General features: G+C 72.9%; 16 protein-coding genes. 10 read left to right on the top strand and 6 right to left on the bottom strand.

What is annotated here, in order from left to right; translation table 11 throughout:
• Window positions 1-15: 15 nt before the first annotated feature.
• The 3 genes from NAEX_RS43230 (at window position 16) to NAEX_RS43220 (ending at window position 5,971) form a co-directional block, all read left to right on the top strand.
• Window positions 16-3,378, top strand: a complete 3,363-nt coding sequence (locus NAEX_RS43230; RefSeq protein ID WP_143140122.1) for a serine/threonine-protein kinase — start codon at window positions 16-18, stop codon at window positions 3,376-3,378.
• Window positions 3,379-3,562: 184 nt separating this feature from the next.
• Entirely contained in the window at window positions 3,563-4,465 is a 903-nt protein-coding gene (locus NAEX_RS43225) for an ADYC domain-containing protein (protein ID WP_211302569.1), read from the top strand.
• 39 nt (window positions 4,466-4,504) lie between these two features.
• Window positions 4,505-5,971 (top strand): AMP-binding protein, encoded by a 1,467-nt coding sequence (locus NAEX_RS43220; protein WP_096333314.1) that lies wholly within the window; start codon window positions 4,505-4,507, stop codon window positions 5,969-5,971.
• Here NAEX_RS43220 and NAEX_RS43215 read toward each other — a convergent pair.
• Window positions 5,958-6,431: a hypothetical protein gene (locus NAEX_RS43215; protein ID WP_143140120.1), complete on the bottom strand. Its 474-nt coding sequence runs from the start codon at window positions 6,429-6,431 to the stop codon at window positions 5,958-5,960. The two genes, NAEX_RS43220 and NAEX_RS43215, sit on opposite strands and share 14 nt — an antisense overlap.
• A gap of 101 nt (window positions 6,432-6,532) precedes the next feature.
• Here NAEX_RS43215 and NAEX_RS43210 point away from each other — a divergent pair, with 101 nt between their 5' ends.
• Window positions 6,533-7,765, top strand: a complete 1,233-nt coding sequence (locus NAEX_RS43210) for a DUF4215 domain-containing protein (RefSeq protein WP_096333312.1) — start codon at window positions 6,533-6,535, stop codon at window positions 7,763-7,765.
• A gap of 69 nt (window positions 7,766-7,834) precedes the next feature.
• Here the strand turns inward: NAEX_RS43210 and NAEX_RS43205 are convergent, their stop codons facing one another.
• Window positions 7,835-9,280, bottom strand: coding sequence for a TIGR01777 family oxidoreductase (locus NAEX_RS43205; RefSeq protein ID WP_096333311.1), 1,446 nt, complete (start codon window positions 9,278-9,280; stop codon window positions 7,835-7,837).
• Between the two features lie 452 nt (window positions 9,281-9,732).
• Between NAEX_RS43205 and NAEX_RS43200 the strand changes: the two genes are divergently transcribed.
• The 3 genes from NAEX_RS43200 to NAEX_RS43190 all read left to right on the top strand — a co-directional run bounded on the left by NAEX_RS43200 (window position 9,733) and on the right by NAEX_RS43190 (window position 14,414).
• Entirely contained in the window at window positions 9,733-10,584 is an 852-nt protein-coding gene (locus NAEX_RS43200; protein ID WP_096333310.1) for a sterol desaturase family protein, read from the top strand.
• Between the two features lie 123 nt (window positions 10,585-10,707).
• Entirely contained in the window at window positions 10,708-13,236 is a 2,529-nt protein-coding gene (locus NAEX_RS43195; protein WP_096333309.1) for an aspartate kinase, read from the top strand.
• Window positions 13,236-14,414 (top strand): radical SAM protein, encoded by a 1,179-nt coding sequence (locus NAEX_RS43190; protein ID WP_096333308.1) that lies wholly within the window; start codon window positions 13,236-13,238, stop codon window positions 14,412-14,414. The genes NAEX_RS43195 and NAEX_RS43190 overlap by 1 nt, the downstream gene beginning before the upstream one ends.
• Before the next feature lie 289 nt (window positions 14,415-14,703).
• On the opposite strand, the gene NAEX_RS52565 is transcribed toward NAEX_RS43190, so the two are convergent.
• Both NAEX_RS52565 and NAEX_RS43180 read right to left on the bottom strand, forming a co-directional pair.
• On the bottom strand, window positions 14,704-15,915 hold the full coding sequence (locus NAEX_RS52565; protein ID WP_177325844.1) for an MYXO-CTERM sorting domain-containing protein: 1,212 nt from the start codon (window positions 15,913-15,915) through the stop codon (window positions 14,704-14,706).
• Between the two features lie 475 nt (window positions 15,916-16,390).
• Window positions 16,391-17,965 (bottom strand): MYXO-CTERM sorting domain-containing protein, encoded by a 1,575-nt coding sequence (locus NAEX_RS43180; protein WP_096333307.1) that lies wholly within the window; start codon window positions 17,963-17,965, stop codon window positions 16,391-16,393.
• 167 nt (window positions 17,966-18,132) lie between these two features.
• Here NAEX_RS43180 and NAEX_RS43175 point away from each other — a divergent pair, with 167 nt between their 5' ends.
• Window positions 18,133-19,887 carry an ATP-binding protein gene (locus NAEX_RS43175; RefSeq protein WP_096333306.1) on the top strand — a complete coding sequence of 585 codons (1,755 nt, stop codon included), beginning with the start codon at window positions 18,133-18,135 and terminating at the stop codon, window positions 19,885-19,887.
• Between the two features lie 262 nt (window positions 19,888-20,149).
• Here NAEX_RS43175 and NAEX_RS43170 read toward each other — a convergent pair whose 3' ends face one another.
• Entirely contained in the window at window positions 20,150-20,890 is a 741-nt protein-coding gene (locus tag NAEX_RS43170) for an SDR family NAD(P)-dependent oxidoreductase (RefSeq protein ID WP_096333305.1), read from the bottom strand.
• Window positions 20,891-20,968: 78 nt separating this feature from the next.
• Between NAEX_RS43170 and NAEX_RS43165 the strand changes: the two genes are divergently transcribed.
• Window positions 20,969-21,412, top strand: coding sequence for an RpiB/LacA/LacB family sugar-phosphate isomerase (locus NAEX_RS43165; RefSeq protein ID WP_096333304.1), 444 nt, complete (start codon window positions 20,969-20,971; stop codon window positions 21,410-21,412).
• Window positions 21,413-21,736: 324 nt separating this feature from the next.
• Here the strand turns inward: NAEX_RS43165 and NAEX_RS43160 are convergent, their stop codons facing one another.
• On the bottom strand, window positions 21,737-23,074 hold the full coding sequence (locus tag NAEX_RS43160; protein ID WP_096333303.1) for an FAD-binding oxidoreductase: 1,338 nt from the start codon (window positions 23,072-23,074) through the stop codon (window positions 21,737-21,739).
• Window positions 23,075-23,121: 47 nt separating this feature from the next.
• Between NAEX_RS43160 and NAEX_RS43155 the strand changes: the two genes are divergently transcribed.
• On the top strand, window positions 23,122-23,733 hold the full coding sequence (locus tag NAEX_RS43155) for an NADPH-dependent FMN reductase (protein ID WP_100792679.1): 612 nt from the start codon (window positions 23,122-23,124) through the stop codon (window positions 23,731-23,733).
• Window positions 23,734-23,941: the final 208 nt, after the last annotated feature.

Here is a 23,941-nt window from a genome sequence, read left to right as displayed (position 1 = left end):
GGGCTGCTCCGCCCGATGTCCCTGCCCGCTCCGAGCCCGCGTGACTCGCTCAGCAGCGCCGATCTACACCGGCTCGATCAGGCCGCGTGGTTGCTGGCGCAGAAGGAGCCCACGCCGGATCCCGACGCCTTGCTCAGCGTCGCCGCCGGGCACGCTCTGGCGCACGGTCGGACCGGGCGCAGCGACCTCGTCATCGTCCTCGTCGCGGCGATGATCGACCGCCCGCCGGTCAGCAGCGCCCGCAACCAGGCGCGGGAGGACTGCGCCGCGCGGCGGCTGGCCGACCTTCTTCACGAGCTCGCCGGCTCGGCCGAGGTCGCGCTCGTGCAGCGGGCCATTCGCCGCGGCGGCCTCGACTTCACCCTCGCGTTGCCGGCGGCGCGGCGGATCCGTCGCGCCCTCAAGCGATCGCTGCGCGAGGGCCAGGCCAGCGAGACCGAGGTCGAGACCTTGCGCGGCCTGGCCACCGCCGGCTGGGAGTCCTTGCTCGACGCCCTCGCCCGCTCGCTCGCCCTCGACGGCGACGACGAGGTCTTGACCGACGTCGCCCTCGACGCCCCGCTCGACGGCTCCGGGGCCCGGCTCGCGCGCGTGCGGGCCCTGTTGAACCCGAGCGAGCCGATGCCGGACATCGAGCTGCTCGCGCGGGCCGGCGAGGCCTCGGCGCTGAGCCGGCGGATCGGTCGCTTCGTCCTCCTGCAGCGGATCGGCACCGGCGCCATGGGTGTCGTCTACGCCGCCTACGACGATCGCCTCGATCGCAAGGTCGCGATCAAGGTCCTGCGCCCGCAGGATCCCAAGCACAGCGCCCGGGCCCAGCTCCGCCTGCTGCGCGAGGCCCAGGCCATGGCCCGGCTGTCGCATCCCAACGTCGTCGTCGTCCACGAGGTCGGCACCGACGGCGCCGACGTCTATGTCGCCATGGAGTTCATCCGCGGCGTCACCGTCCAGGCCTGGCTGGCGAGCAAGTCGCGGACCTGGGAGGAGGTCGTCGACGTGTTCGTGCAGGCCGGTCGCGGCCTGGCCGCCGCGCACGCCGTCGGCCTCGTGCACCGCGACTTCAAGCCGAGCAACGTCATGATCGGCGAGGACGGGCGGGCCCGCGTGCTCGACTTCGGGCTGTGTCAGACGGGCGAGGACGCCAGCGGCGAGCATACCCGTTCGACAGGCTCGCTCAGCCGCGATCGCAACGCGGTCTCGGAGAAAGTGACGCAAGGCGGCGAGGTCGTCGGCACGCCCGCGTACATGCCGCCGGAGCAGTTCAGCGGCCGCCTCGTCGGCCCTGCCTCCGATCAGTTCGCCTTCTGCGTCTCGCTCTACGAGGCGCTCTACAATCAATTGCCGTTCCCCGGCGACACCGTCCACGAGCTGGCCCACGCGGTCGCGCGCGGCGAGGTGCGCGACCCGCCGCGGCTGACGCGGGTGCCCGCGTGGGTCCACAGCGTCGTCCTGCGCGGCCTCCGGCCTGACTCGAAGGACAGGTTCTCCGGCCTCGACGCCCTGCTGCGCGCGCTCGACCGCAACCGCGCGATCGGCCGCCGCACCTACCTCGGCGGCCTCGCCTTCGCCGGCGTCGCCGCGCTCGCCGGCTTCTTCGCCGCCAAGACGCAGGAGCCGCGGATCGACCCGTGCAGCCACGGCACCGCCGAGATCCACGGCGTGTGGGACGGCGAGCGCCGGCGGGCCGCCGAGCAGGCGTTCGTCGCCGCCGGCCCGGCCTTCATCAACGAGGTGTGGCCGCAGGTCAACGAGCGGCTCGACGTCTACATGAACGACTGGTCGCGCGCCCACGCCGACGCCTGCGAGGCGCGGCGGCGGGGCGAGCAGTCGGACGAGCTCGTCGATCGCCGCATGGCCTGCCTGGCGCAGCGCAAGGCCGCGCTGGCCGAGGCCGGCGCCCTCCTGGCCGAGCGCGACCAGAGCGTCGCCGTCCACGCGCTCGAGCTCACCTACAAGCTCCCGGCCATCGATCGTTGCAACGACCTCGCCGCCCTGCAGGCCGAGGTCGCCCCGCCGGACGACCCCGACGTGAGGCGTCGCGTCGCCGACGTCGAGGAGGGCCTGACCCGCGTCGTCAGCCTCGAGCACATCGGCCGCACCTCGCAGGCGATCGAGCTCGCCGACCAACTGCTCGCCGACGCCGCGGCCATCGACTACAAGCCGCTGCTGGCGCGCGCCCTGCTCTATCGCGGCCGGCTCTCGCTCAACCGCACCGCCATCGTCGAGCCGCAGTTCGAGATGCTGCAGGCCGCGATGCACACCGCGCTGGCCGCCGGCGTCGACTACGTCGCGGCCGAGGCCATGGCGCACATGCTGTTCGTGCGCGGCCGCCTGCCCGGCGGGGCCGCGCGCGCGCTCGAGGACCTCGGCACGTACAGCGCCTTCATCTCGCGGCTGTCGAAGCCCGGGCACCTGCAGGGCCTGCTGCTCAACAACGCCGCCGTCGTCCGCTTCGCCAGCGGCGACGTCGAGGGCGCGCGCAAGCTCTACGCCGAGGCGCTGGCGGTCAAGCGGGCCAGCAACGACGCGCCGCTCGAGATCGCCTACAGCCTGACCAACCTCGCCATCCTCGAGGACGACGGCGACGCGCGCGCCCACGACATGGCCGAGGCGGTCCGGATCTTCGAGCGCGAGCTGGGCCCGGCGCATCCGCAGACGATCGAGGCCCGGATCACCGCCAGCGTGTACATCCGCAACCCCGAGACCGCACGCCGGATCTTGCGGCCCGGCTGCGACGCGCTGGTCCGCTTCTCGCCCGGCGATCCGGTCCCGCGGGCCCGCTGCCTGGCGATGCTCGGCTATCACAGCAGCGAGGCCGGCGACTCCGACGAATCGCGGCAGGCGCTGCGGCAGGCCGCCGCGCTCCTCGCCAGCGAGCACTTCGACGGCGACCTTATCCGCGGCGTCGACGTCGCCCTCATCAGAGGTTTCGCCGCGCTCGAGGGCGGCGATCACGAGAGCGCCGTCGAGGAACTGCGGCGGGTCCTGGCCACGCGGCAGGGCGACTCGTGGTGGCGCCAGCGCGAGGCCGCCGAGCTCGAGCTGGTGCTCGGCCTGCACCTGCGAGCGCTGGGCGACCTGGAGGGCGCCGCCGAGGCGCTGCGGGCCGCGGTCGACGGCCTGGTCGCCGCCAAGGCGACCGCCCGCGACGTCCTCGTCGATCAGCGCCTCGCTCGCGCCCGCGTCGTGCTCGCCGACGTCTTGCTGGCCGCCCCGCGGCCCGCCGCCGACGACCTCGACCGCGCCCGCGTGCTGCTGACCGACGGGATGCGCTGGTACCTCGAGGGCGGCGACGAATACGCGTGGCGACTCGCCGAGATCCGCGCCCTCGACAACCTGCTCTCGCAGCGTCGCAGCGACCGCCGCGCAACGCCCTGAAAACATCGGCTCACGCGGCGAGTGTGGGCGCGGATCACATCCACCCTCCGATCGGGCTTGAAAGCGGCCCGACACTGCATAGAGAGGGAGTGGAGGGATTGTTGTGAAATCAAGAAACTGTCATGGAATCCGCGCCGCGATGGGCTTTTGCGGGCTGCTCGCCGCCTGTGACATTGATAAGACATTGATAAAGGAGGACCCTGGTGTCACCAATCCCCGAATCGGCGAAAAGGGCTCCAGTTGCCCGATCTGGCAGTGCGGATTCAATGCCGCCGAGGTGTTCGGCAGCTCGATCCACGAGCTCCACCTGGGCGGCGAGGTCAACGCGGCCGGCCTGCGGATCGTGAAGGTCGCGCCCGGTCCCAAGGCCGCGGCCGGCGGCTACGACCGGCTCGACGTCGTCGGCGACGCCCTGATCCTCCGCGACGCCCACGGCGCCGCGCTCGCCGGCGATTCCCTGGTCGGCACGCGCATTTACCTCGGTATGGGCGGGCAGTCGTTCGCGACCGTGATGATCGCCTCGCACGCCCGCGTCGCCCGCTGGGCCGCCGGCGCCCCGGACGTGGACGCCTACGGCCTCGTCTATATCGACGGTCATCACATCGAGCGGAATGTTTGCACCGGGAATCATGATTCACCCCGGGCTCCGATCGCGCTGGTCCTCGGCGGCGAGACCTACGACATGGAGGCCAAGGAGGTCCGCCCCGACCCCGAACAGCGGTGGTTCAGCATCGCCTGCGCCGGCTCGGCCGCGGCCAAGCTGTCGCTCCTGGGGTACGGCCCGCAGAGCAGCAACACCAGCCCCGCGCAGCGCCAGGCGACCCTCAAGATGATCACCGCGGATTACTGCGGCGACGGTCACAGCTACACCGCCGACGGCACGCCGATCCAGTGGGAGAACGTCGCGGGCACCGTGGAGCTCGGCGCCGAGCCGGCCGCGATCGAGGCGGTGTGGACCGCGGACGGGGCCCTCTGCGTCGACGAGACGCGGGTCGCCGGCACCGAGATCGAGTGCACGCTGCCGCGCTGCGGCAATTACGACCTCGCCGACGGCGAGTGGATCACCTACGTCCCCATGGTGCAGTGACTTGCAACCGGCCCCGGGATTTGCGACACGCATCGAGGCGTGGACTCCCTCTTCCCCTGCCTCGCGCACCCAGACGGCCGAACGGTGCTCACCGTCGGCGACGACACGTACACCGACCGCCAGCTCCTCGCCGCCGCGCGTCGCCACGCCCAGGCGCTCGCGCGCGCCGGCGTCCGCCCGGGCGACCGCGTCGGCGTGTGGACCCAGCCGCACCTCGGCACCGTCGTCGCCGTGGTCGGCGGCGCGCTCGCCGGCGTCGTCACCGTCCCGCTGAACCCCCGGCTCGGCGAGCGCGAGCGCTCCCACATCGCCGCGGACGCGGCCCCGCGCTGCTGCTTCGCCGCTCGCCCCGAGGAGTGCCCCGACGGCCCGCTCGGTCGCGCCTTACCTGTCACAGAGGACATGTCTGAAGACTCATGTCCTGAAGTTCACGAAGAGTTCGACCGCGCCGACGACCGCCCGCTCCTCCTCATCTACACCTCGGGCACCACCGGCGCGCCCAAGGGGGCGGTCCTCACCGCCGCGGGCGTGGCCGCCAACATCGACGGCCTCGCGCGCGCGTGGGCGTGGACGGCCGCCGACACCGTCGTCCACGCCTTGCCGCTGTTCCACGTCCACGGCCTCGTGCTCGGCCTGTTCGGCAGCCTGCGGATCGGCGGCCGCCTGCACTGGCAGCCGCGCTTCGACCCGGCTCCGCTGGCGGCGGCCCTGCGCGGCGGCGGGGTGCTGTTCGCCGTGCCGACCATGTACGTCCGCCTGGCCGAGCTGGCCGAGCGCGAGCCCTCGGTCGCCGCCGACCTCGGGTCCGCGCGCCTCTTGATCTCCGGCTCCGCGGCCCTGTCCGCGCGCGAGCACCGACGGCTCGCCGCGCTCACCGGCCGCGGCGTCTACGAGCGCTACGGCCTCACCGAGACCCTCATCGTGTGCGCCGTCCCGACCTCGGGCCCGCCGCGGCCCGGCCTCGTCGGTCCGCCCCTCCCCGGCGTCGAGGTGCGGCTCGTCGATGAGCGGCGTCACTCGCTCGACGTCGCCGACGACGCCACGCTCGGCGAGATCGCGGTGCGCGGCCCCAGCGTGTTCGCCGGCTACCTCGGGCGGCCCGACGCGACCGCGGCCGTGCGCGACGCCGACGGGTGGTTTTACACCGGCGACCTCGCCACCCGCACCGCCGATGGGGCCTACCGGATCGTCGGTCGCCGGGCCACCGACCTGATCAAAAGTGGCGGGTTCAAGATCGGCGCCGGCGAGATCGAGACCTGCTTGCTCGAGCACCCCGAGGTCGCCGAGGTCGCGGTGGTCGGGCTGCCCGACGACGACCTCGGCGAGCGGATCGTCGCCTTCGTGGTCGCCCGCGACCCGGCGCGCCCGCCGCTCGCCGAGCACCTCGTCGACCACGTCGCGCGGGCGCTCGCCCCGCACAAGCGACCGCGCGACGTCCGGTTCGTCGATGCCCTCCCGCGCAACGCCATGGGCAAGGTGATCAAGGCCCAGCTCAGCCGTCCCTGAGGCACCCGACCTCGCGGGCCACCGCCTCGACCACCGCCCCGTGACGCTCGGCGATGTGGCGGTGCATCATCGCGTTGTAGCCGCGCGCGTGGCCGATCACCGCCGGGTCGACCCCGCACGCGCCCACGTTGCGGTAGTCGATGTCGTATCGCAGGCGCAGGCGCTCGGCCAGGCGCGCGTGACAGGCTCGCGGCTGCTCGTACGACTCGAGCGCCAGCACGCCCCGGGCGAGATCGAGCGCCGCGTCGAGCGAGCCCTCGTCCTCCGCGTCGACGCTGCTCGTCGGCGCCGTGAGTCGCCGATCCGGGCAATCCGTCCGCCGGGCGACCGTCCAGTCCGCCTGCGGCGCCGCTTCCATCTCGATTGTTTCGTGGCCGTGAGGGGCGCAATTGGTCCCCGTCGTCGCCACCACCACGCACACCACCGTCTGACCGATCCGTCGCAGCGCGCTCGCTCGCATCGCAGGTCCTCCGCGCGCCGAGACAACCGCTGCGCGCCGCGGTTCCGGCCCGTCTGCAAGCGAGCGGTTGGCCGGCCCTGTCCGCCTGGTATCGTGCCGACATGCCTGGCCTGACCTGGATGCATCGCCGCGCCTGGATCGTCGTTCTGGCCGGCGCCTGCGGCTGCCAGATCTTGAACCCCGCCTTCGGGCTCGACCGCGACAGCGACGGCGCCTCCGCGACCGAACCTGTCCTTACGACCAGCAGCGGTCCGACCACCACCGCCGCGCCGACCACCGACGAGCCCGCCACCGCCACCGGCCCCGACACCACCGCGGGCAGCGAGCCGCCGCTCACCACCGGCGTCGACACCCACGACAGCAGCGGGCCCGTCCCGTCCACCTGCGGCGACAAGATCCTCGATCCGGGCGAGGAGTGCGACGACGGTGACGGCGTCGACGGCAACGACTGCACCAACAGCTGCACGATCGCCGAGTGCGGTGACGGCGTCGTGCACGACGGCGTCGAGGAGTGCGACCCGGGCGACGCCATCGACGCGCCGTGCACCCTGGCGTGCAAGCTCCCCGCGTGCGGCGACGGCCTCGTCCACGGCGACGAGCAGTGCGACGACGGCAACACCGACTCCTTCGACGGCTGCGCCGGCGATTGCAAGCTCTCGTGCAACGACGGCATGTTCGAGCCCGACCGCGAGGAGTGCGACCCGAGCGACCCGCTGTTCGCCGACTTCGTCCCCCTGTGCTCCGACGCCTGCGAGCTGAAGGCCTGCTTTCGCCTGACCAATACCGAGGACAAGGACTTCGCCGACCCGACATGGTTCGACGCCTGCGCCACCGCCCCCGGCCAGCGGATCGCCGTCCTCCTGCGCGACCAGGCCGGCGTGCAGTACCTGCGGTTCGGCGACAAGCCGGCGTCCATGTTCCCGTGGACCCCGTCCGACATGACCTGCACCAAGCCGCCGGCCGACCAGTGGAAGTTGAGCCACCACGACCGCAAGGTCGAGCTGACCGACCTCCTCTTCGACGAGCCCGAGCCGGTCGTCGACGTCCTCTATGCGTTCGGCGCCGACAGCCAGCCCAAGGCCTCCGAGGCCGCCACCTGCCCCTCGAGCCTCGGCGACGGCTACGCCCTGGCGATCGTCCCCGAGGGCCAATCGACCCACGCGCGCGTCCTGCTGATGCCGTTCGCCGGCGACACCATGCCGCGCAACCTCGGCGGCTGGCTCGCTACGGGCCCCGGCGTCGAGCTCGCCTTCGACGGCGCGCCCATGCCCCTGTGCAGCGCCGACCAGCCTCCCATCCCGTTCCTCGGCACCGTCGCCATCGCCGTGTTCTGAACATCATGTCCTCGTGAGCATGTTCGCAGGGGCATGCCCCTTGCAACATGCCCCTCGAGACATGCCCTTTCAGACATCCCCGGCCGGGCGGGCGCCGAAGCGCAGGCGGATCGCCTGGGCCCGGTACTCGAAGATCTCGCGCAGCCGCGGGCGCACGAACAGCACGTCGGCGAGCCGGGCGAGCGGCCCGAGCGGCGGGCGGTAGTAGACCGTGTCGTCCATCTCCGTCCCGCCGTCCTCGCGCGGCGCGAAGCGGTGCTCGTGCCACCAAACCGCGAACGGCCCGCGGGTCTGCACGTCGACGAAGCGGCGGTCCGGCTCCCACAGCTCGAACTCGGTGGTCCAGCGCACGCGCACCGGGCCGACCTGCAGCTTGTAATCGATGTGGCGCCCGGCCTCGACGATCAGCGGCCGCGGCGTCAGGATCTCCATCACCGCCGCGCGCGGCGTCATGATCCCGAGGTTCTCGGCGCGCGAGAAGAACGCGAACACCGCGGCGATCGGCGTCGCCAGCACGGTCGTCTGCCGCAGCACCGTCGTCGGCGAGCGGCGGGCCAGATACGGGCTCGGGGGCGCCATCTCGGCCGGCGCGAAGTGGGGCCGGTCGCGCCCGCCGAACAGGTCGTCGAGGGCCGCCGGCAGCGTCGGGAATTGGAACTCGAACCCGAGCGCCAGCGTGCGCGCCGGGATCGCCCGCTGGCTGGCGACCAGCGCGTCGGCGGCCTCGCCCTTGGCGACCCGCAGGGCCAGACGCGGCACCGGCAGGCGGGCCTTGCGGCCGAGCGACTCGGCCAGCGCCTGCGAGAAGGCCAGGTTGGTGACCGGCTGGGGCGCCACCGCCAGCACCGGCCCGCTGTAGCGCGCGTCGGTCACCGCGATCGTCAGCAGCTCGACCAGGTCGTGGAGGTGGATCCACGGGAACCACTGCTCGCCCGAGCCGAGCGGTCCGCCGAGCCCGGCGCGGAAGATCGGCAGCAGCTCCCCGAGCACCCCGCCGCCGTGGCCCAGCACCAGCCCGATCCGCGGCGTACACACCCGGACCCCGTGCGCCTCGGCCTTGCGGGCCGCCGCCTCCCACGCCTGGCACATCGAGCCGAGGAAGTCGTCGGCCGGCCGCGACGTCTCGTCGAGCTCCTCGTCGCCGCGGTCGCCGTAGTAACCGACGGCCGACGCCGACACCAGCACGCGCGGCCGCGGCTCGGCCGCCGCGATCGCCCGCACCAGCTTTTCCGTCAGCGCCACGCGGCTGTCCCAGAGCTCGCGCTTGCGCGCCGCCGTCCACCGTCCGACCCCGACCGACTCGCCGGCCAGGTGGATCACCGCCTCGCAGCCCGTCACCGCGCGGACCAGCGCCGTCTCGTCGCTCGCGGCCACCAGCTCGACCTCGGCGCCCAGCAGATCGGCCGCGCGCCGCGGCGAGCGCACCCAGGCGCGCACGTGGTGACCATCTCGCAGCAATCGGAGGACCAGCGCCCGTCCGACGAACCCCGTCGCGCCCGTGACCAGAATGTGCATGGGTATTCCGCTCGTCGGGCGGCAACTGTGGCACACGCCGGACGAGCGTCAAGCGCGGCCGCGACCGCAGGGCGCAGCGCCGCCGCGCAGCGACGTGTGACACGAGGGTCCGGTGATCCGCGAGAGCACGCGACCTCGCCGAGGCGGCGGCCGCGAGATCGCAATTCCGGTCCGCGACGCCGTGATTCGCCGTCGCCCGAGCGCCAGCCCGCCTGCTGAGCCCCGTCGTCCGCATCCCTGCCCTCCGCGACGGGTGCGAGCGCTGCATCACTGCCAGCGCGACATTCGGGCGCGACCTCTCGCAGCGTCGGCTCGTCGACTCGCGCCCCTTGCGAGTGGGGGCGAGCGACCGGCCGCCACCGCACGGGCCTCTCGCACGCTTCGCGGGCGACGGACCGTAGGAAACCCCCCTGGACAGCGCCTCCGTGATCTCATCCACTGACCGGGCGACGATGCCGCGCCTCACCGACCTCCTCCGCCCCGCCGCCGACGCCTCCGTCTTCTCCAACCACGGCCGCGGCTTCGCCGGTTCGGTCGACCGGACCGTCGTGCTGCTCGTCACCCTCGCCGGGCTCGCCTGTCCCTACGGACCTGTCCTTTGGTACAAGTCAATGCTGCTCGCCTTCGCCGCCGTCGGCGGCCTCGTGCTGCTCGGGGCGGGCGCCGCGACCGTGTTCGCGACGCGGCGGGGCGAGCGGATCCAGGGCCCGCGGCGGCGCGCCGCCCTGATCGGCCGCAGCGCCGGCGACACCGCCCTGGCCGCCTGGATCGCCGCCTGCTTCGCCGCCTGGCCGATGGCTCGTGCCGACGCCGGCGAGCCGATCGGCCTGGTGTGGTCGCTGGCCGAGGCCGGAGGCCTCTCGGCCGTCGTCTGGCAGACCTTGCTCGGCGTGCTGGTCCTCGACGCCTGGCTGTACTGGAAGCACCGGCTGCTGCACACCCGCCTGCTCTTCCCGTTCCACCGCGGGCACCACGTCTACCGCGACCCCACGCCGTTCGCCGGCTTCGCCGTCGGTCCGGTCGAGTCGGTCATGACCTTCTGGCCGATCCTCCTGGTCGCGTTCCCGTGGGCGACCCACTTCGGCCCGACCTATGTCGCCCTGGTCGTGGGATTCGTCCTCCTCAACTATTATTTGCACTGCGGCGTCACCTTCCGCGCATTGGAGGCGACGCTGCCGCGCCTGTTCGTCAACACCTCGGCGTTCCACAACCGCCACCACGCCAACGCCGAGGTCAACTTCGGCGAGGCGTTGACGCTGTGGGACCACATCTGCCGCACGCGGGCCGAGGACCGGCGGCGCTAGCCCGTCGCTGCGGCCAGCCGCGTCGGTGACGGCTGAACCGGGGGCGGCGGGCGGCAAGCGCGGCACAGGCCGGTCGCGGCGCCGCCTGCCCGCTCGGGTCCGCTTCCGATATCCTGCCGGCGCATGACGCCGCAGCACGAACCCGGCCAGGCCCGCCCGTTCCGCGTGATGAAGTTCGGCGGCAGCTCGGTCGGCGCCGCCGATCGCCTGTTCCAGGCCCTCGACCTGATCGCCCGCGAGCGCGAGAACGGCCCGGTCGCCGTCGTCGTCTCGGCCATGGCCGACACCACCGACCGCCTGATCGCCGCCGTCGACGCGGCCGCCGCCGGCCTGCCCGGCGACCCCCACGTCGACGCCATCGAGGCGCTCGTCGTCAACGTCGCACGTGACCTCACGGACAGGCTCGATCGGGCAGGTCTCTTAAAACATGTCCCCGAGGACCTGTCCTCCGCGATCGCCGAGCTGATGCGCCCGCTGCGGCAGCTGCTGCTCGGCGTCGGCCTCGTGCGCGAGCGGACCCTGCAGACCCGCGACCTCGCGCTGTCGTTCGGCGAGCGGGCCAGCGTCTTGGTCGTGCGCACCTTGCTGGCCGCGCGGGGCGTCCCGGCGGTCGGCGTCGACGCGCGCGACTGGACCGTCACCGACGACCGCTTCGGCCAGGCCACCCCCGACCTGGCCGCCTCGGCGCTGCAGCTCGGCGCCCTCTCGGCCGCGTGGAGCGGCGCCGTCAGCGTGCACACCGGCTTCCTCGGCCGCACCCGCGACGGCCGCACCACCACGCTCGGGCGCAACGGCTCCGACTACACGGCCGCCTTGCTGGCCCAGATCCTCGGCGCCGCCGAGCTGCAGATCTGGACCGACGTCTCCGGGGTCATGACCGCCGACCCCGAGCTCGTGCTCGAGGCCTACCCGGTCGCGCACCTCAGCCAGGCCGAGGCGCTCGAGCTCGGCGACCTCGGCATGATCCTGCACCCGCGCACCATGTCCCCGCTGATCGAGGCCCAGATCCCGCTGCGCGTGCGCAACACCGCTCGCCCCGACGATCCGGGCACCCTGATCGACGCCGTCGGCACCCGCGACGAGCGGCACCCGGTGTGCGTCGTCTCGACCGAGGACCTCGCGCTCCTCGACCTCGAGACCCGGCGGCGCCTCGGCCACGAGCGGATCGGCGAGCGAGCCCTGCGCGCGCTGGCCAACGCCGGCGTGCCGGTGTGGGTCGGCACCTCCGCCCCGCGCGACCGCGCCTTCGCCGTCGCCGTCGCCCGCAGCGACGCCGCGCGGGCCGAGGCCGCCCTCGCCGCCGAGTTCGGGCGCAACCCCGACGGCGAGCCGATCGAGCTCGCCCCGATCCGCGTGCGCGAGCCCGTCACCCTCCTCACCCTCGTCGGCGAGGCCATGGGCCGCACCCCCAACGTCGCCGGGCGGTTCTTCGGCGCGCTCGGCCAGATCGGCGTGCTCGTCCGCGCCAGCGCCCAGGGTGCAGGCGAGCGCTCGATCTCCGCCGTCATCGACGGCGAGGACACCGCCACCGCCGTGCGCACCGTCCACGCCGCGTTCAACCTCGCCGCCCAGGAGGTCAACCTCCTCGTCCTCGGCAAGGGCACCGTCGGCCGCGAGCTCCTCTACCAGCTCGCCGCGCAGCAGCAGGCGCTCGCCGGCGACCAGGACGTCCTGATCAAGCTCGCGGGCCTCGCCGACAGCCGGCGCGCCGTCTTCGATCCGGCCGGCATCCCGCTCGCGCGCTGGGACGTCCGGCTGCAGGAGTCGCATGTCCCTCCGGACATCCCCGCCCTGCTCGATCGCCTGCGCCGCCTGCCCGTCCCGATCCTCGTCGACTGCACCGCCGAGGACACCACCGTGATCTACGAGGCCGCCCTGACGCGCGGGATCCACGTCGTCGGCGCCAACAAGCGCCCGCTCGCCGCGCCATGGCCGAAGAGACAGGGTCTCATGGACCTCGCGCGCGCGCGGCACCGCCGGTGGGAGTACGAGACCACCGTCGGCGCCAGCCTCCCGGTCATCGACACCCTCAAGGGCCTCGTGCGCACCGGCGACACCATCCTGCGCATCGAGGGCAGCTTCTCCGGCACTCTCGGCTACCTCGCCGGCGAGCTGTCGCGCGGCGTCCCGCTGTCGCACGCCGTCCGCGACGCTCGCGCCCGCGGCTACACCGAGCCGCACCCGCGCGACGACCTCTCCGGCCTCGACGTCGCGCGCAAGGCCCTGATCCTCGCCCGCGAGCTCGGCATGCAGCTCGACCTCGACGCCGTCGCCATCGAGCCGTTCGCCCCCTCCGCGGCGCTCGGCCACGACGACCTCGAGCGGTTCTTCCTCGCCCTCGCCGAGCACGACGAGGCCGTCGCCGCCCGCATCGAGCGCATGCGCCAGGCCGGCCGCGTCCTCCGCTACCTGGCCCAGATCGACCCCTCGGCCCCCGCCGGCGCCCCGGCCGTGCGCGTCGGCCCGGTCGAGGTCGAGCCCGATCACCCGGCCGCGCGCCTGCGCGGCACCGAGGCCTTCGTCGCCTTCACCACCGACCGCCACCGCGCCTACCCGCTGCTCGTCCAGGGCGCGGGGGCCGGCGGCGCCGTCACGGCCGCCGGCGTGCTCACCGACATCCTCAAGATCGCCATGTCGCTGCGCGGGCGCTGATGGCCAACCTCGGGTACATCCAGGTCGTCCGCCACTGCAACCACTTCTGCGGGTTCTGCAGCAACCCCGCCACGCCGTACGTCCACACCCTCGAGTCGATGCAGGCGCTGGTCGACGACCTCGTCGCCCGCGACTACTTCGGCGTCATCCTCACCGGCGGCGAGCCGACCCTCCACCCCGAGCTGCCGGCGATCGCCGCCTACGCCAGCGGCCGCGGCCTCGACGTCCGCCTGATCACCAACGGCACGCGCCTGGCCGACCCGGCCTTCGCGCGGGCCCTCGCCGACGCCGGCGTCCGACGCGTCCACGTCTCGATCTACTCCGTCGTCCCCGAGATCGAGGCCCGCCTGCGCGGCGCCCCCGGCACCCTCGACAGGGCCTTCGCCGCCCTCGATCGCGCCCACGAGGTCGGCATCGACGTCCACGTCAACTGCGTCATCAACCGCCTCAACGCCGACCACCTCGATCGCAACATCCGCCACTTCCTCGCCCACCACCCGTACGTCCGCCACTTCGTGTGGAACAACCTCGACCCGTCGATGGGCCGCGCCGAGGTCAACCAGGCCGAGTTCGTCCCGCGGCTCGAGCAATTCGAGCTGTCGCTTTCGCGGGCCATGCGGCTGCTGCACGCCAGCGGCCGGACCTTCCGCGTCGAGAAGGTCCCGCTGTGTTACATGGGCGAGTTCGCGTGGGCCAGCACCGAGACGCGCAAGATCGTCAAGGGCGAGGAGCGCGTGGTCCACTTCCTCGACGACAAGCAGACCGTGCGCCAGACCGCCTGGGGCCACCTCTACGCGCCCGCGTGCGGCGTCTGCCGCCTGCGCCCGATCTGCGGCGGCCTGTTCGATCGCGGCGCCGCCTACGACCCTCGGGAGCTCGCCCCGCAGTTCGTCGATCCCGAGCCGATCGTACGCGCGATCCTCGACGACCCCAGCGACCCCACCGTCTCCGATCGCACCCTCTCCTCCTGGCGCGAGGAGTTCCGCCGCCGCGGCGCCGCGCGGACCGCCGTGACGACCGAGCCGGCCGCCGCGCCCCCGCGCGCCGCCGATGCGCCGCCCGTGGGCCGGATCACCGTCGAGGGCGTGCGCCTGTACCAGGCCCGCCGCCGCGCCGAGGCCCGCAAGGCCGACGCCCTCGGCGTGCGCCAGGAGCCCGGCCGCGACGACGAGACCTGACCGAACGGCCATGGCCCGATGAACCGGACCGATCGAACATGGCAAAAAATCCATGTTTTTCAGCACATGGTGAATAAGGCATGGCCATCACGACATGCTTTTGTCGACATGTCGCGACGGACATGAGCGACGCGCTCGCGACGAACATGTCCATCGAACAGGTGCCGCCCGTGGAGCGAGACGTCGCCGGCTCGCTCGAAGCGCGCGGGTGCCGGAGGCACGTCCCTCGCTCGCGGGCGCGCCCCTCGGCCGCGGCCTGCGCCGCTCGCCGCGCGTCCCGAGGCCCCGTTCACCCGCGCCCGCGCCTGCGTCTGCGCGGCCGCAGCAGCCCGAGCCCGATCAGCATCAGCGCGCCGAGCGGGCTCGGGGTCGTGCTGTCGCATGCGCACCCGTGATCGACCAGCCCGTCCTGCCCGCCCGACGCCGGTCCCTCGGACCCGTCCGTGCCCTCGGTCCCGTCGCTGCCCTCGCTCCCGTCCGAGCCCTCGCTGCCCGGCCCGTCGGTCGTGGGTCCCTCGGTCGGGTCGCCGCTGGTGTCGCTCGTCGTCTCTTCCCCCGCGGGCCACGGCGTGCAGTTGGCCGGATCCCAGTTCCACCCGTCCTCCGCGACCGCGCAGGTGTAGGCCCCCTCGGCGCACTCGGCCTTCAGCGCCGGCGCCGGATCGATCGCGTGGTCGCCGAGCTGCGCCGCCACGTCGGCCCCGTGACATGTCTCTTCGGACAGCGCCGTCTCGCCCGTGGCGAGGTTGCGCAGCCGCGCCGCCACGCAGAACGGCTTCGACTCGCGGACCGTCAGCGCGTCGAGGAAATCCGGGCGGAACGGCGTGCCGTCGACCATCAGCTCGCGCACCACCTGCGCATTGGTCGACGCCGGCAGATCGACCTCGACCGTGACATGCAGCTGCAGCGAGCCGAACGCGCGCTGCGGCGCGCAGAAGCCCTCGGTCCACTCGACGTACAAGCCCGACCCGCCGCAGTCGAACGCGTAGCTGTAGGGCATCGCCCCGTCGCAGCACACCAAGTCTTCGAGGTCGTCGCTGTCGTCGACGAGCAGCGTCTCGGAGACCGTGGCCTTCGGCGGGCTCAGCGGCGCCGCCGCCTCGGCCTCGACCGTGAACCCGAAGTCGAGCGCCAGCTCCTCGGGCGCGCAATCGTAGTACGGGATCTCGTCCGGGTTGTCGACGCTGCCGACCACCTTGTACTCGCCCGGCTCGAGCGGCTCGGCCGGCCGCCACAGCAGCACGTTGCGCACCCCGGCGGCCTCGACCGCGCCGGCGATCGGCTGCCCGTCGCGCGTGACCGTCAGGTCGACCTTGTCCAGCCAGTCCGCCTCTGGCGACGAGCCGTGACGCGCCCCCTGCAACAGCAGCACGCCGTCGACCGGGATCGTCGTGCTCACCGCCTCGAGCGAGCTCCACGCATCGATGTAGCCGCAGGGGTCAGGGGAGCAGGCCTCGGCCTCGTTCGGCATCAGGGCCGCGCCGGCCAGCGCGAGGGTCATTGCTTGGATCGCAGCAGAGTTGGCAGCCATGGGCGCCGGCGAGGTGCATGCGACGTGCCGACGCCCGTCTCCCCGCCGGCGCGCGCGCTCGGCCTTGCGAGCCTGCGCAGCCCGGCCCCGGACCTCCGCCCGCTCACGACGCCGGTGTCAGACCCCATGACCTCGCGGTCGGGTGGCCCGCGTCGCGACCGGCACGCCCCGTCCGCGACCGCGCCTCCGACGGCGGGGAAGGTCCCGTCCTGCGGCTGCACCGAGACCGACGCGACCGACCCGCCGCTCACCACGCTTCATCGCGGCCCGATTCGACACGCGGTTCGAACCTTTCCGAACCGATATGTCTGCCTGGACATGCCCCTTCGAACCTTTCCGAGGCGACATGTCCTCAAGCCTCTGTCCCGAGCGACATCCGGCACGCGGCCCCGAGCGCCCGACCGGTCGCCCGCGCCCGCCCCTGCCTCGGAGTCTCCGCCCCCGCTCACGCGCGCCGGGACCGGCGGCGCAGCGGCAGGAGCCCGGCCAGCAGCAGCAGCCACGAGGCTCGCGGGCCGTCGTCGGTGCGGCAGTCGCAGCCGTCGTCGCCGCCGTCGCCCCCCGTCAGCCCGCTGGCCCCGGTCGCGCCGGTGACCCCGCTCCCCCCGCTCGGATCGCTCGCGCCGGTCTCGTCGCCGTCGGACGTCCCGTCGCTGGTGGTCGGCGCGGGCCCGTCGGTCGTCTCCTCGCCGCCGGTCGTCTCCTCGCCGCCGGAGGTGCCCGGGTCCCCGGTGGTCGAGCCCTCGGCCGGCTGCACCGTCACGGAGAACGTCTCGCTGTCGGCGTTGCCGTACGCGTCCATCACCTCGATCTTGAAGGTGTACGTGCCCGCGGGCGGCTTGGTCAGCTGGATGAAGTCCCACGGGTCGTCGATCGGCCGCCACGCCGCGTACTTGTCGTTGCACACGTCGTTGGTGCAGCGCGAGTAGCCGGTGTCGGCGAAGTCGGGCGGCAGGCCCTCGAGCCAGCTCCACTTGACCCCGAGCATGTTGTTGTCGTCGGTCACGTCGGCGGTCACCAGGAACGACTCGCCGACGGTGAACACCGTGCCGTCGGCCGGCGACACGCTCAGGATCTCCGGCGCCACCGTGTCGGCCGCGCGCGGCCCGAACACCCCGAGCAGCTCGCCGTGCGAGTTCTGCTGCTCGCCCTGTCCTTCGGGACAGTAGAGCTCGTGGACGTACGTGCACTGCGTGACCCCGTTGCCGGTCGCGTGCGAGATGTCCATGCACTCGTCGCGGAACGAGTTGGCCCCCATCACGAACGGGTACATCAGATCCTGCTGCACGTCGGTGTGCTCGAGGCCCCAGTTGTGGGCCGTCTCCTGCGCCGCCACCTCGGCGGTCACGCCGACGCAGCTGTCGGGGAACGACAGCGACACGTGGTTGCGCTTGGCCCCGTCGCAGGCGACGTTGGCGATCCCGCACACGCCGTTGCTCTGGCCGGCGTTCTGCGACGACCCGCCGATCACCGCCATCGTGTACGGCAGGTAGTCGGGCGGGCGGTTGGTCGTGATCACCAGGTTGTACGCCGCGTAGTAGTTCTGCAGCTCCTGGAGCACCACCGCCTTGGTGTTCTCCCCGCCGGGCGGCTTCGGGAACACCGTCTCCTTGGAGACCAGCGGCGAGCAGTTGAGCGCCGCGTTGGCGCTCTGCGGGTGGAACCCGTTGCACTGGGGCCGCAGCGTGACCCCGTCCATCGCCAGGTAGAGGATCCCCGCCGTGGGTTCATGATCGAGCGCCGGCAGCGGCAGGCCCTGCTGCTCCAGCACGCTCCGGGCCAGGCTCTCGCCGTCGTAGACCAGGTTGCCGTCGCGCAGCGGGGCCACCAGCGTCGGGTCGTAGCCCTCGCCGAACAGCGATTCCAGGTAGCTGCGCGGCCCGTCGGCGGGCGCCACGGCCCACGGCGTGTCGGCCGAAAGCGGCGCGCCGGGCACGATACGGGGCAGCGGCGCCCCGGCCGCGTCCTCCAGCGACAGCGACGCGACCGCGAGCGACAGACCAGCGACGAAAGTCAACATGGTCTCACGCTACCCGCGGCGGACGCGGCCGTAAAGCCCCGTTTCGGCCGTCTTTCACCCGCGTGGCCGCGACCTGGACGAGCCGACTTCTCACCGCGGAAGCGGGCGGGTACCCTGTCGCCCGGGACCGGCGCTCGCCGGCCCCCGCAGCGCCTCGGGCCCCCTCCGTGACAGCCGCCGATCCACACGTCTCGCCCGCCGTCCTGGTCGTCACCCGCGACCCGGCCCTCTTCGACGACCTCCACAGCTTGCTCCGCGCCCGCGGCCGCCCCGTCGTGCACGTCACCGATCTCACGACCGGTTACGACCGGGCGCGGATCGGCCTCACGATCCTCGACACCTGCGACCTCGTCGGCGTGGAAGAGGCGCTGGCCCAGCTGCCGCGGCCGATCCTCGCGCTCACGGACGACGACGGGCGCGCCGAGGCCCTCGTCGGCGCCGGCGCCAGCGACTTCGCGGTCCTCCCGTGCAGCCGCGCCGTCCTCTCGGCCCGGATCTCCGCCGCGCTCAAGCTGCGCGAGCGCGTCGTACCTGCCCTTTCGGACAGCCAGGGCTCGCTCCAGACCCTGCTCGCCAACCTCCCCGGCGTCGTCTATCGCTGCGCCAACGACCCCGAGTGGTCGATGCAGTTCATCAGCGAGGGCTGCTACGACCTCACCGGCTACGCCCCCGACGAGTTCACCTCCGGCCGGGTCCACTTCGCCGGCCTCGTCCATCACGAGGACCGCGACCGCGTGCGCGAGCAGGTCCAGCAGGCCCTGGCCGACCGCCGCCCGTTCCGCGTCACCTACCGCCTCCACACCGCCTCCGGCGCCTGCAAGTGGCTGTGGGCCCAGGGCCAGGGCGTGCTCGACGCCGCCGGCGAGCCGATGGCGATGGAGGGCGTCATCACCGACCTGTCCGAGCTGCGCCAGACCAAGCTCGAGCTCGAGGAGCGCGAGGTCCTGCTCGAGACCCTGCTCGCCGTCACCGAGACCGCCTACATTTTGTGCGACGAGCACGGCGCCGTCGACTACGCCAACCTGGCCGCGCAGACATGGCTCAAGTTACCTGACAGCCGCCTGGTCGGCGCCCGCTTCGCCGACCTCCTGACCAGCCTGCCCAACGAGCTGCGCGAGGCCGTCGGCCGCGGCCGCGACTCGATCTTCACCGTCGACCACCAGGGCGGCGACTTCGAGGCCTACCACCTCGTCATGCGCAACGTCCAGATCAGCGGCCGGCCGCACACCGCCTACGCCTTCAAGCGCCTGACCCGCGAGCTCGCGCGCCAGGAGGTCGAGGTGTGGAAGAAGGTCATCCGCCTGATCGCCCACGAGATCAACAACACCCTCGCGCCGATCTCGTCCCTGCTCCACTCCGCCCGCCTGATCAACGCCGCCGAGGCCCGCGACGCCCGCCTCGACCGCATCATCGACACCATCTCCGAACGCAGCAAGCACCTCGGCGAGTTCCTCAAGGGCTACACCCAGTTCGCCCGCCTGCCGCGCCCGCGGCTCGAGAGCACGAAGTGGCGCAGCCTCATCGACCGCCTCGACGAGCTGGTCCAGTTCAAGATCGACGCCGCCCCCGAGGACCTCAACACCGTCAACGCGGTCGACCGCAGCCAGATCGAGCAGGCCCTGATCAACCTGCTGAAGAACGCGGTCGAGGCCGGCGGCCCGCCCGAGGAGGTCACCCTCCGCCTCCGCGCCCACCGCGAGGGCGACGAGATCCAGGTCCTCGACCGCGGCCCCGGCATCCCGCCCGAGCTCCTGCCCAAGGTCCTGCTGCCGTTCTACTCGACCAAGCGCACCGGCACCGGCCTCGGCCTGCCCCTGTGCCGCGAGATCATCGACGCCCACGGCGGCAACCTCCGCATCGAGGCCCGCGAGGGCGGCGGCACCGCCGTGATCCTTTGGCTGCCCCGCCTCGCCGCGGCCTGAGCTTCGAGGCATGTGCGAACGGACATGCCCGAGAGGGCATGTTCCCCGCGACATGTCCCTCCCATCACGTCGGACCTCGAGGCCACGGCCGCGGAGGCCGGGCGGCCAGCGCGTGGCCCTCCTCGTCGGTCAGGCAGAGCCGTCGAACACCTCGATGTCGACCTCGCGCCACATCCACGTTGGACGGTCGGTGCCGCGCTCGACGCCTTCCACCGGTCGGAGCCCGCCGCTCCTCTCGCGGCGCCCAGCGCCCCGCCGCCGCTCAGAACCCGATCTTGCGCATCACGAAGCGCGGCAGCCAGCGGATCACCAGCATCACCCAGCGCCAGATCGACGGCGTGTAGACGACCGGCAGCCCGCGATCGATCGCCCGCAGCACCTGCTGCGCCACCGCCTCGGGCTCGCCGGCGAACGGCGGCGGCTTCAGGCCCGCGGTCATCCCCGTCTTCACGAACCCGGGCTTGACCGTCACCGTGCGCAGCCCCTGGGCGCGGAACTTGTGGTCGAGCCCCTCGAGGTAGCGCGACAGCCCGGCCTTGGCCGCGCCGTACAGCACGACCGGCTTGCGGCCGCGCTCGCCGGCCACCGACGAGAACACGCACAGCGTCCCGCCGCCGCGCGCCAGCAGGCGCTTGCGCGCGTGCTCGCAGAACACCACCGTGCCGGTGAAGTCGACCGCCAGCACCTGCTCCGCCAGCGCGACGTCGGCCTCCATCGCCTCCTGCGTGGCGAACAGCCCCGCGGTCACCACCACCGTGTCGAACCCGCCGAGGTCCGCCTCGGCCGCGTCGAGCGCCGCCGCGAACGTCGCCGACGACGCCAGGTCGCACGCGTGCGTCCCGACCGGCGCATGCTGCGGGTGACGGGCCGCGAGGTCGGCCGCGCTGCGCTGCAGCTCCTCTGCTTCGCGCCCGAGCAGGAACAGTCGATCACCGCGCTCGACCATGCGTCGCGCCAGCGCGCGGCCCATCCCCTTGGTGGCTCCGAGGAACACCACTCGCATGCTTGGGGAGGCTCGCAGGTGCCGCGCACGCGCGCAAGGTCCTTGCGTTCCGGCCCGCGCGCGCTACGTGGGAGGGTCGTGAAGATCGCAGTCTGCGCCGACGAGACCTACCCCGTCCATGCCGCGCTCCTGCGGCTCATCGAGATCCACGGCCACACGCCGGTGCGCTTCGGCTCCTTCACCGGCGCCGATGTCTCGTGGCCCGAAGCGGTCGAGGCCGCTGCCGAGGCCGTCGCCGCCGGCACCAGCGACGAGGGGATCTTCCTCTGCTGGACCGGCACCGGCACCTGCATCGCCGCCAACAAGGTCGCCACGATCCGCGCCGCCCTCTGCACCGACGCGACCACGGCCGCCGCCGCGCGCGTGTGGACCCACGCCAACGTGCTGTGCCTGTCGCACCGCCTGCTCACCGACGACCTCGCCGACGAGATCCTGCGCGCCTGGTTCACCACCGACCCCGGCGACCGCGGCCGCGACGGCGTCGCCCGCCTCGCCGCCGTCGACCGCCGCCACCGCCGCTGAACCCCGGAGCGGCCCGCGCAGCGCCGCCGCACATGGACGAGGACACGCCGCCGGCGCCGTCCCACGGGTCCGGCGCTCGACGCCGCGCGCGGGCGCGCCGCCTCCCGCCGGCGACCCTGGTGCCGTCCGCGCGAACATGCTCTCTACGACATGCCCCGCACGACATGTCCAGGAGGACACCAAGCTCTGTTCCTCATGACATGTCCTGCACGACATACCTCGAGCACCATGTCGGAGAGGACATCCCAGCCTGTCCCTCGCAACATGCCCCAGGCGTCCGGTCCTTCCGGACATGCCCAAAAGCACATGCTCTTTTAAACAGCCTCAGGGCGGGTCGCCGAACATCCGCACCGACTGGGCCGAGCGGATCGTCCGCTGCGGGTCAAGGCGGTCGCGCACGGCCAAGAACCGCGGCAGGCGCGGGTCCATGGCGGCGTAGTGCTCCGGGCGGGTGAACGCGTCCTTCGACAGGTAGATGCGCCCGCCCTCGGCGATCACCAGCTCGTTGAGCGCGTCGACGAGCTTCTGCGTGTCGTCGCGGACGGCGAAGTCGACCGCGATCGAGATCCCGGGCCGGAGGAAGCTGAGCATCCCCTGCCCCTCGGCGGCCGCGTCCTTGATCACGCACAGGAACGAGGCCCCGCCGCGGCGCGTCAGCAGGTCGAGGAAGCGGCGGGCCGCCCCGCGGCCGGCCTCGTCGGGCAGCACGCACTGGTACTGCGTGAACCCGCGGCGGCCGTAGATCCGGTTCCACTGCAGGATCGCGTCGAGCGGGTAGAAGAAGCTGTCGGGGTGGCACAACTTCTTCTTCACCCGCGGGACGTGGCGCCAGTACCACATCGTGTTGAACGCCTGCGTGGTCAGCCGCCAGCGCAGCACCCACTCAGGGAACATGAACGGCAGCGTCAGCCGGCGCGTGACCGGCAGCGGACGCCCGCCCGTCTCCTCCGGCGTGGCCCAGCGCCCGCGATCGAGCAGCCCGCGGCCCATGTGCTTGCCGCGCGACAGGCAGTCGATCCAGCCGACGGTGAACGGCCACGTCTTGCCCGCCTCCTTGAGCCCGTCGATGAACTGGTCGATGTCGTCGACGCGCTCGGACTCGCTCCAGATCCACGGCGACGGGATCGCCTGCGTCTGGCACTCGACCTCGAGGATGTGCCCCGTCAGGCCCATCCCGCCGATCGTGGCCCAGAACAGCTCGGGGTCGCGCTCTGGTGAACATTCGACCAGGTCGCCCGAGGGCAGGCGCATGCGCAGCGAGCGGACGTGGCGCGAACCGAAGCAGCCGTGGCTGTGGTGACCCTTGCCGTGGACGTCCGACGCCACCATGCCGCCGAGAGTCACGAACTGGGTGCCGGGCGTCGAGCCGATGAACCACCCGCGGCGCAGGAACAGGCGGTTGAACTCCCACAGCGAGAAGCCCGCCTCCGCGCGGAGCAGCCCCGTGCGCCCGTCCCAGTGGAGGATCCGGTCGGCGAGGCGCGTTCCCACCACCTCGCGGCGCGACGGCGGGGGCAGCGACGAGTCGCCGTAGGAGCGGCCGAGCCCGCGGCTCAAAACCGCGGCCCGGGTCGCGCGCTCGAGGTCTTCGCTCAGCACCTCGCGGCCGGGCACCGCGAGGTTGCCCCATCCCGCCACTGTCGGCTCGCCGCGGTCGCTCACGCGGTCGCAGTGTAGAGCAGCGTTCGCCGGTCCGCTATGCTCGCGCCGTGACCGCGGGCAGCAGCGCCAAGATCACGATCGTCAGCGGCTCCAGCCGGCTCGAGAGCCGCGTCCACGCCGTCGTCGGCCTCGCCGCCGAGACCGCAGCGTCGGCCGGGGCCACGGTCGAGGTCGTCTCGCTGCACGAGCTCACCCTCCCCGTCATGGTCTACGGCGACCGCAGCCAGGACGATCTGCCGGGCGTGCAGACGATCCGCCGCCACGCCGCGTGGGCCGACGGCTTCATCCTCTGCACGCCCGAGTACCACGGCAACATGTCGGGCTGCCTGAAGAACTGGTTCGACTTCCTCTACGAGGAGCTCGCCGGCAAGTTCGCGGGCGTCCTCGCCGTCACCGGCGGCGGCGGCGGCGACATGTCGATCACCGCGGTGAAGACCAGCTTCGCCTGGTGCCACGGCTTCACCCTGCCGTACCACGTGGCCGCGCGGGCGGTCGACTTCGACGCCGAGGGCAACCTCGTCAACAACATGGTCGCCGACCGGATCCGCCGCGTCGCCTACGACGTCGTCCGCTACGCCCCGCTCGTGCACGGCGCCTTCGAAGAGGCCCGCCGCCTCGGCCCGGGCGTCCAGGCCGGCGTCGCCGGCGCGCACACCTAGCCGCGGACGGACGCCCCGCGCCTTCAGGCGGCGACGAGGGCTCGCGTCGCGGGCCTTACCACGGGGCTCCACGGCCCGAAGCCGGGCCCGCTCGCGGCCTCGATCCGCGGCCCGCTCCGCGCGGAGGTCGCCGCGACCTGTCCTCGGCGTGAAGCCCGTGTCTCAACTCTCGCGGCCGCGCTCGTGAGCGCGCGGCCGCGTGATATCG

Origin of the sequence: Nannocystis exedens (assembly GCF_002343915.1) — a bacterium.
GTDB lineage: Bacteria > Myxococcota_A > Polyangia > Nannocystales > Nannocystaceae > Nannocystis > Nannocystis exedens.
Note: the sequence above shows the minus strand (reverse complement) of the source record. Positions and strands in the feature narration are given on the sequence as shown.

Coding starts and splice junctions, on each gene's coding strand:
- NAEX_RS43180 (WP_096333307.1), bottom strand. CDS start 17,965: ATGTTGACTTTCGTCGCTGGTCTGTCGCTCGCGGTCGCGTCGCTGTCG.
- NAEX_RS43200 (WP_096333310.1), top strand. CDS start 9,733: ATGCCGCGCCTCACCGACCTCCTCCGCCCCGCCGCCGACGCCTCCGTC.
- NAEX_RS52565 (WP_177325844.1), bottom strand. CDS start 15,915: ATGACCCTCGCGCTGGCCGGCGCGGCCCTGATGCCGAACGAGGCCGAG.
- NAEX_RS43210 (WP_096333312.1), top strand. CDS start 6,533: ATGCCTGGCCTGACCTGGATGCATCGCCGCGCCTGGATCGTCGTTCTG.
- NAEX_RS43170 (WP_096333305.1), bottom strand. CDS start 20,890: ATGCGAGTGGTGTTCCTCGGAGCCACCAAGGGGATGGGCCGCGCGCTG.
- NAEX_RS43215 (WP_143140120.1), bottom strand. CDS start 6,431: ATGCGAGCGAGCGCGCTGCGACGGATCGGTCAGACGGTGGTGTGCGTG.
- NAEX_RS43190 (WP_096333308.1), top strand. CDS start 13,236: ATGGCCAACCTCGGGTACATCCAGGTCGTCCGCCACTGCAACCACTTC.
- NAEX_RS43230 (WP_143140122.1), top strand. CDS start 16: ATGTCCCTGCCCGCTCCGAGCCCGCGTGACTCGCTCAGCAGCGCCGAT.
- NAEX_RS43195 (WP_096333309.1), top strand. CDS start 10,708: ATGACGCCGCAGCACGAACCCGGCCAGGCCCGCCCGTTCCGCGTGATG.
- NAEX_RS43205 (WP_096333311.1), bottom strand. CDS start 9,280: ATGCACATTCTGGTCACGGGCGCGACGGGGTTCGTCGGACGGGCGCTG.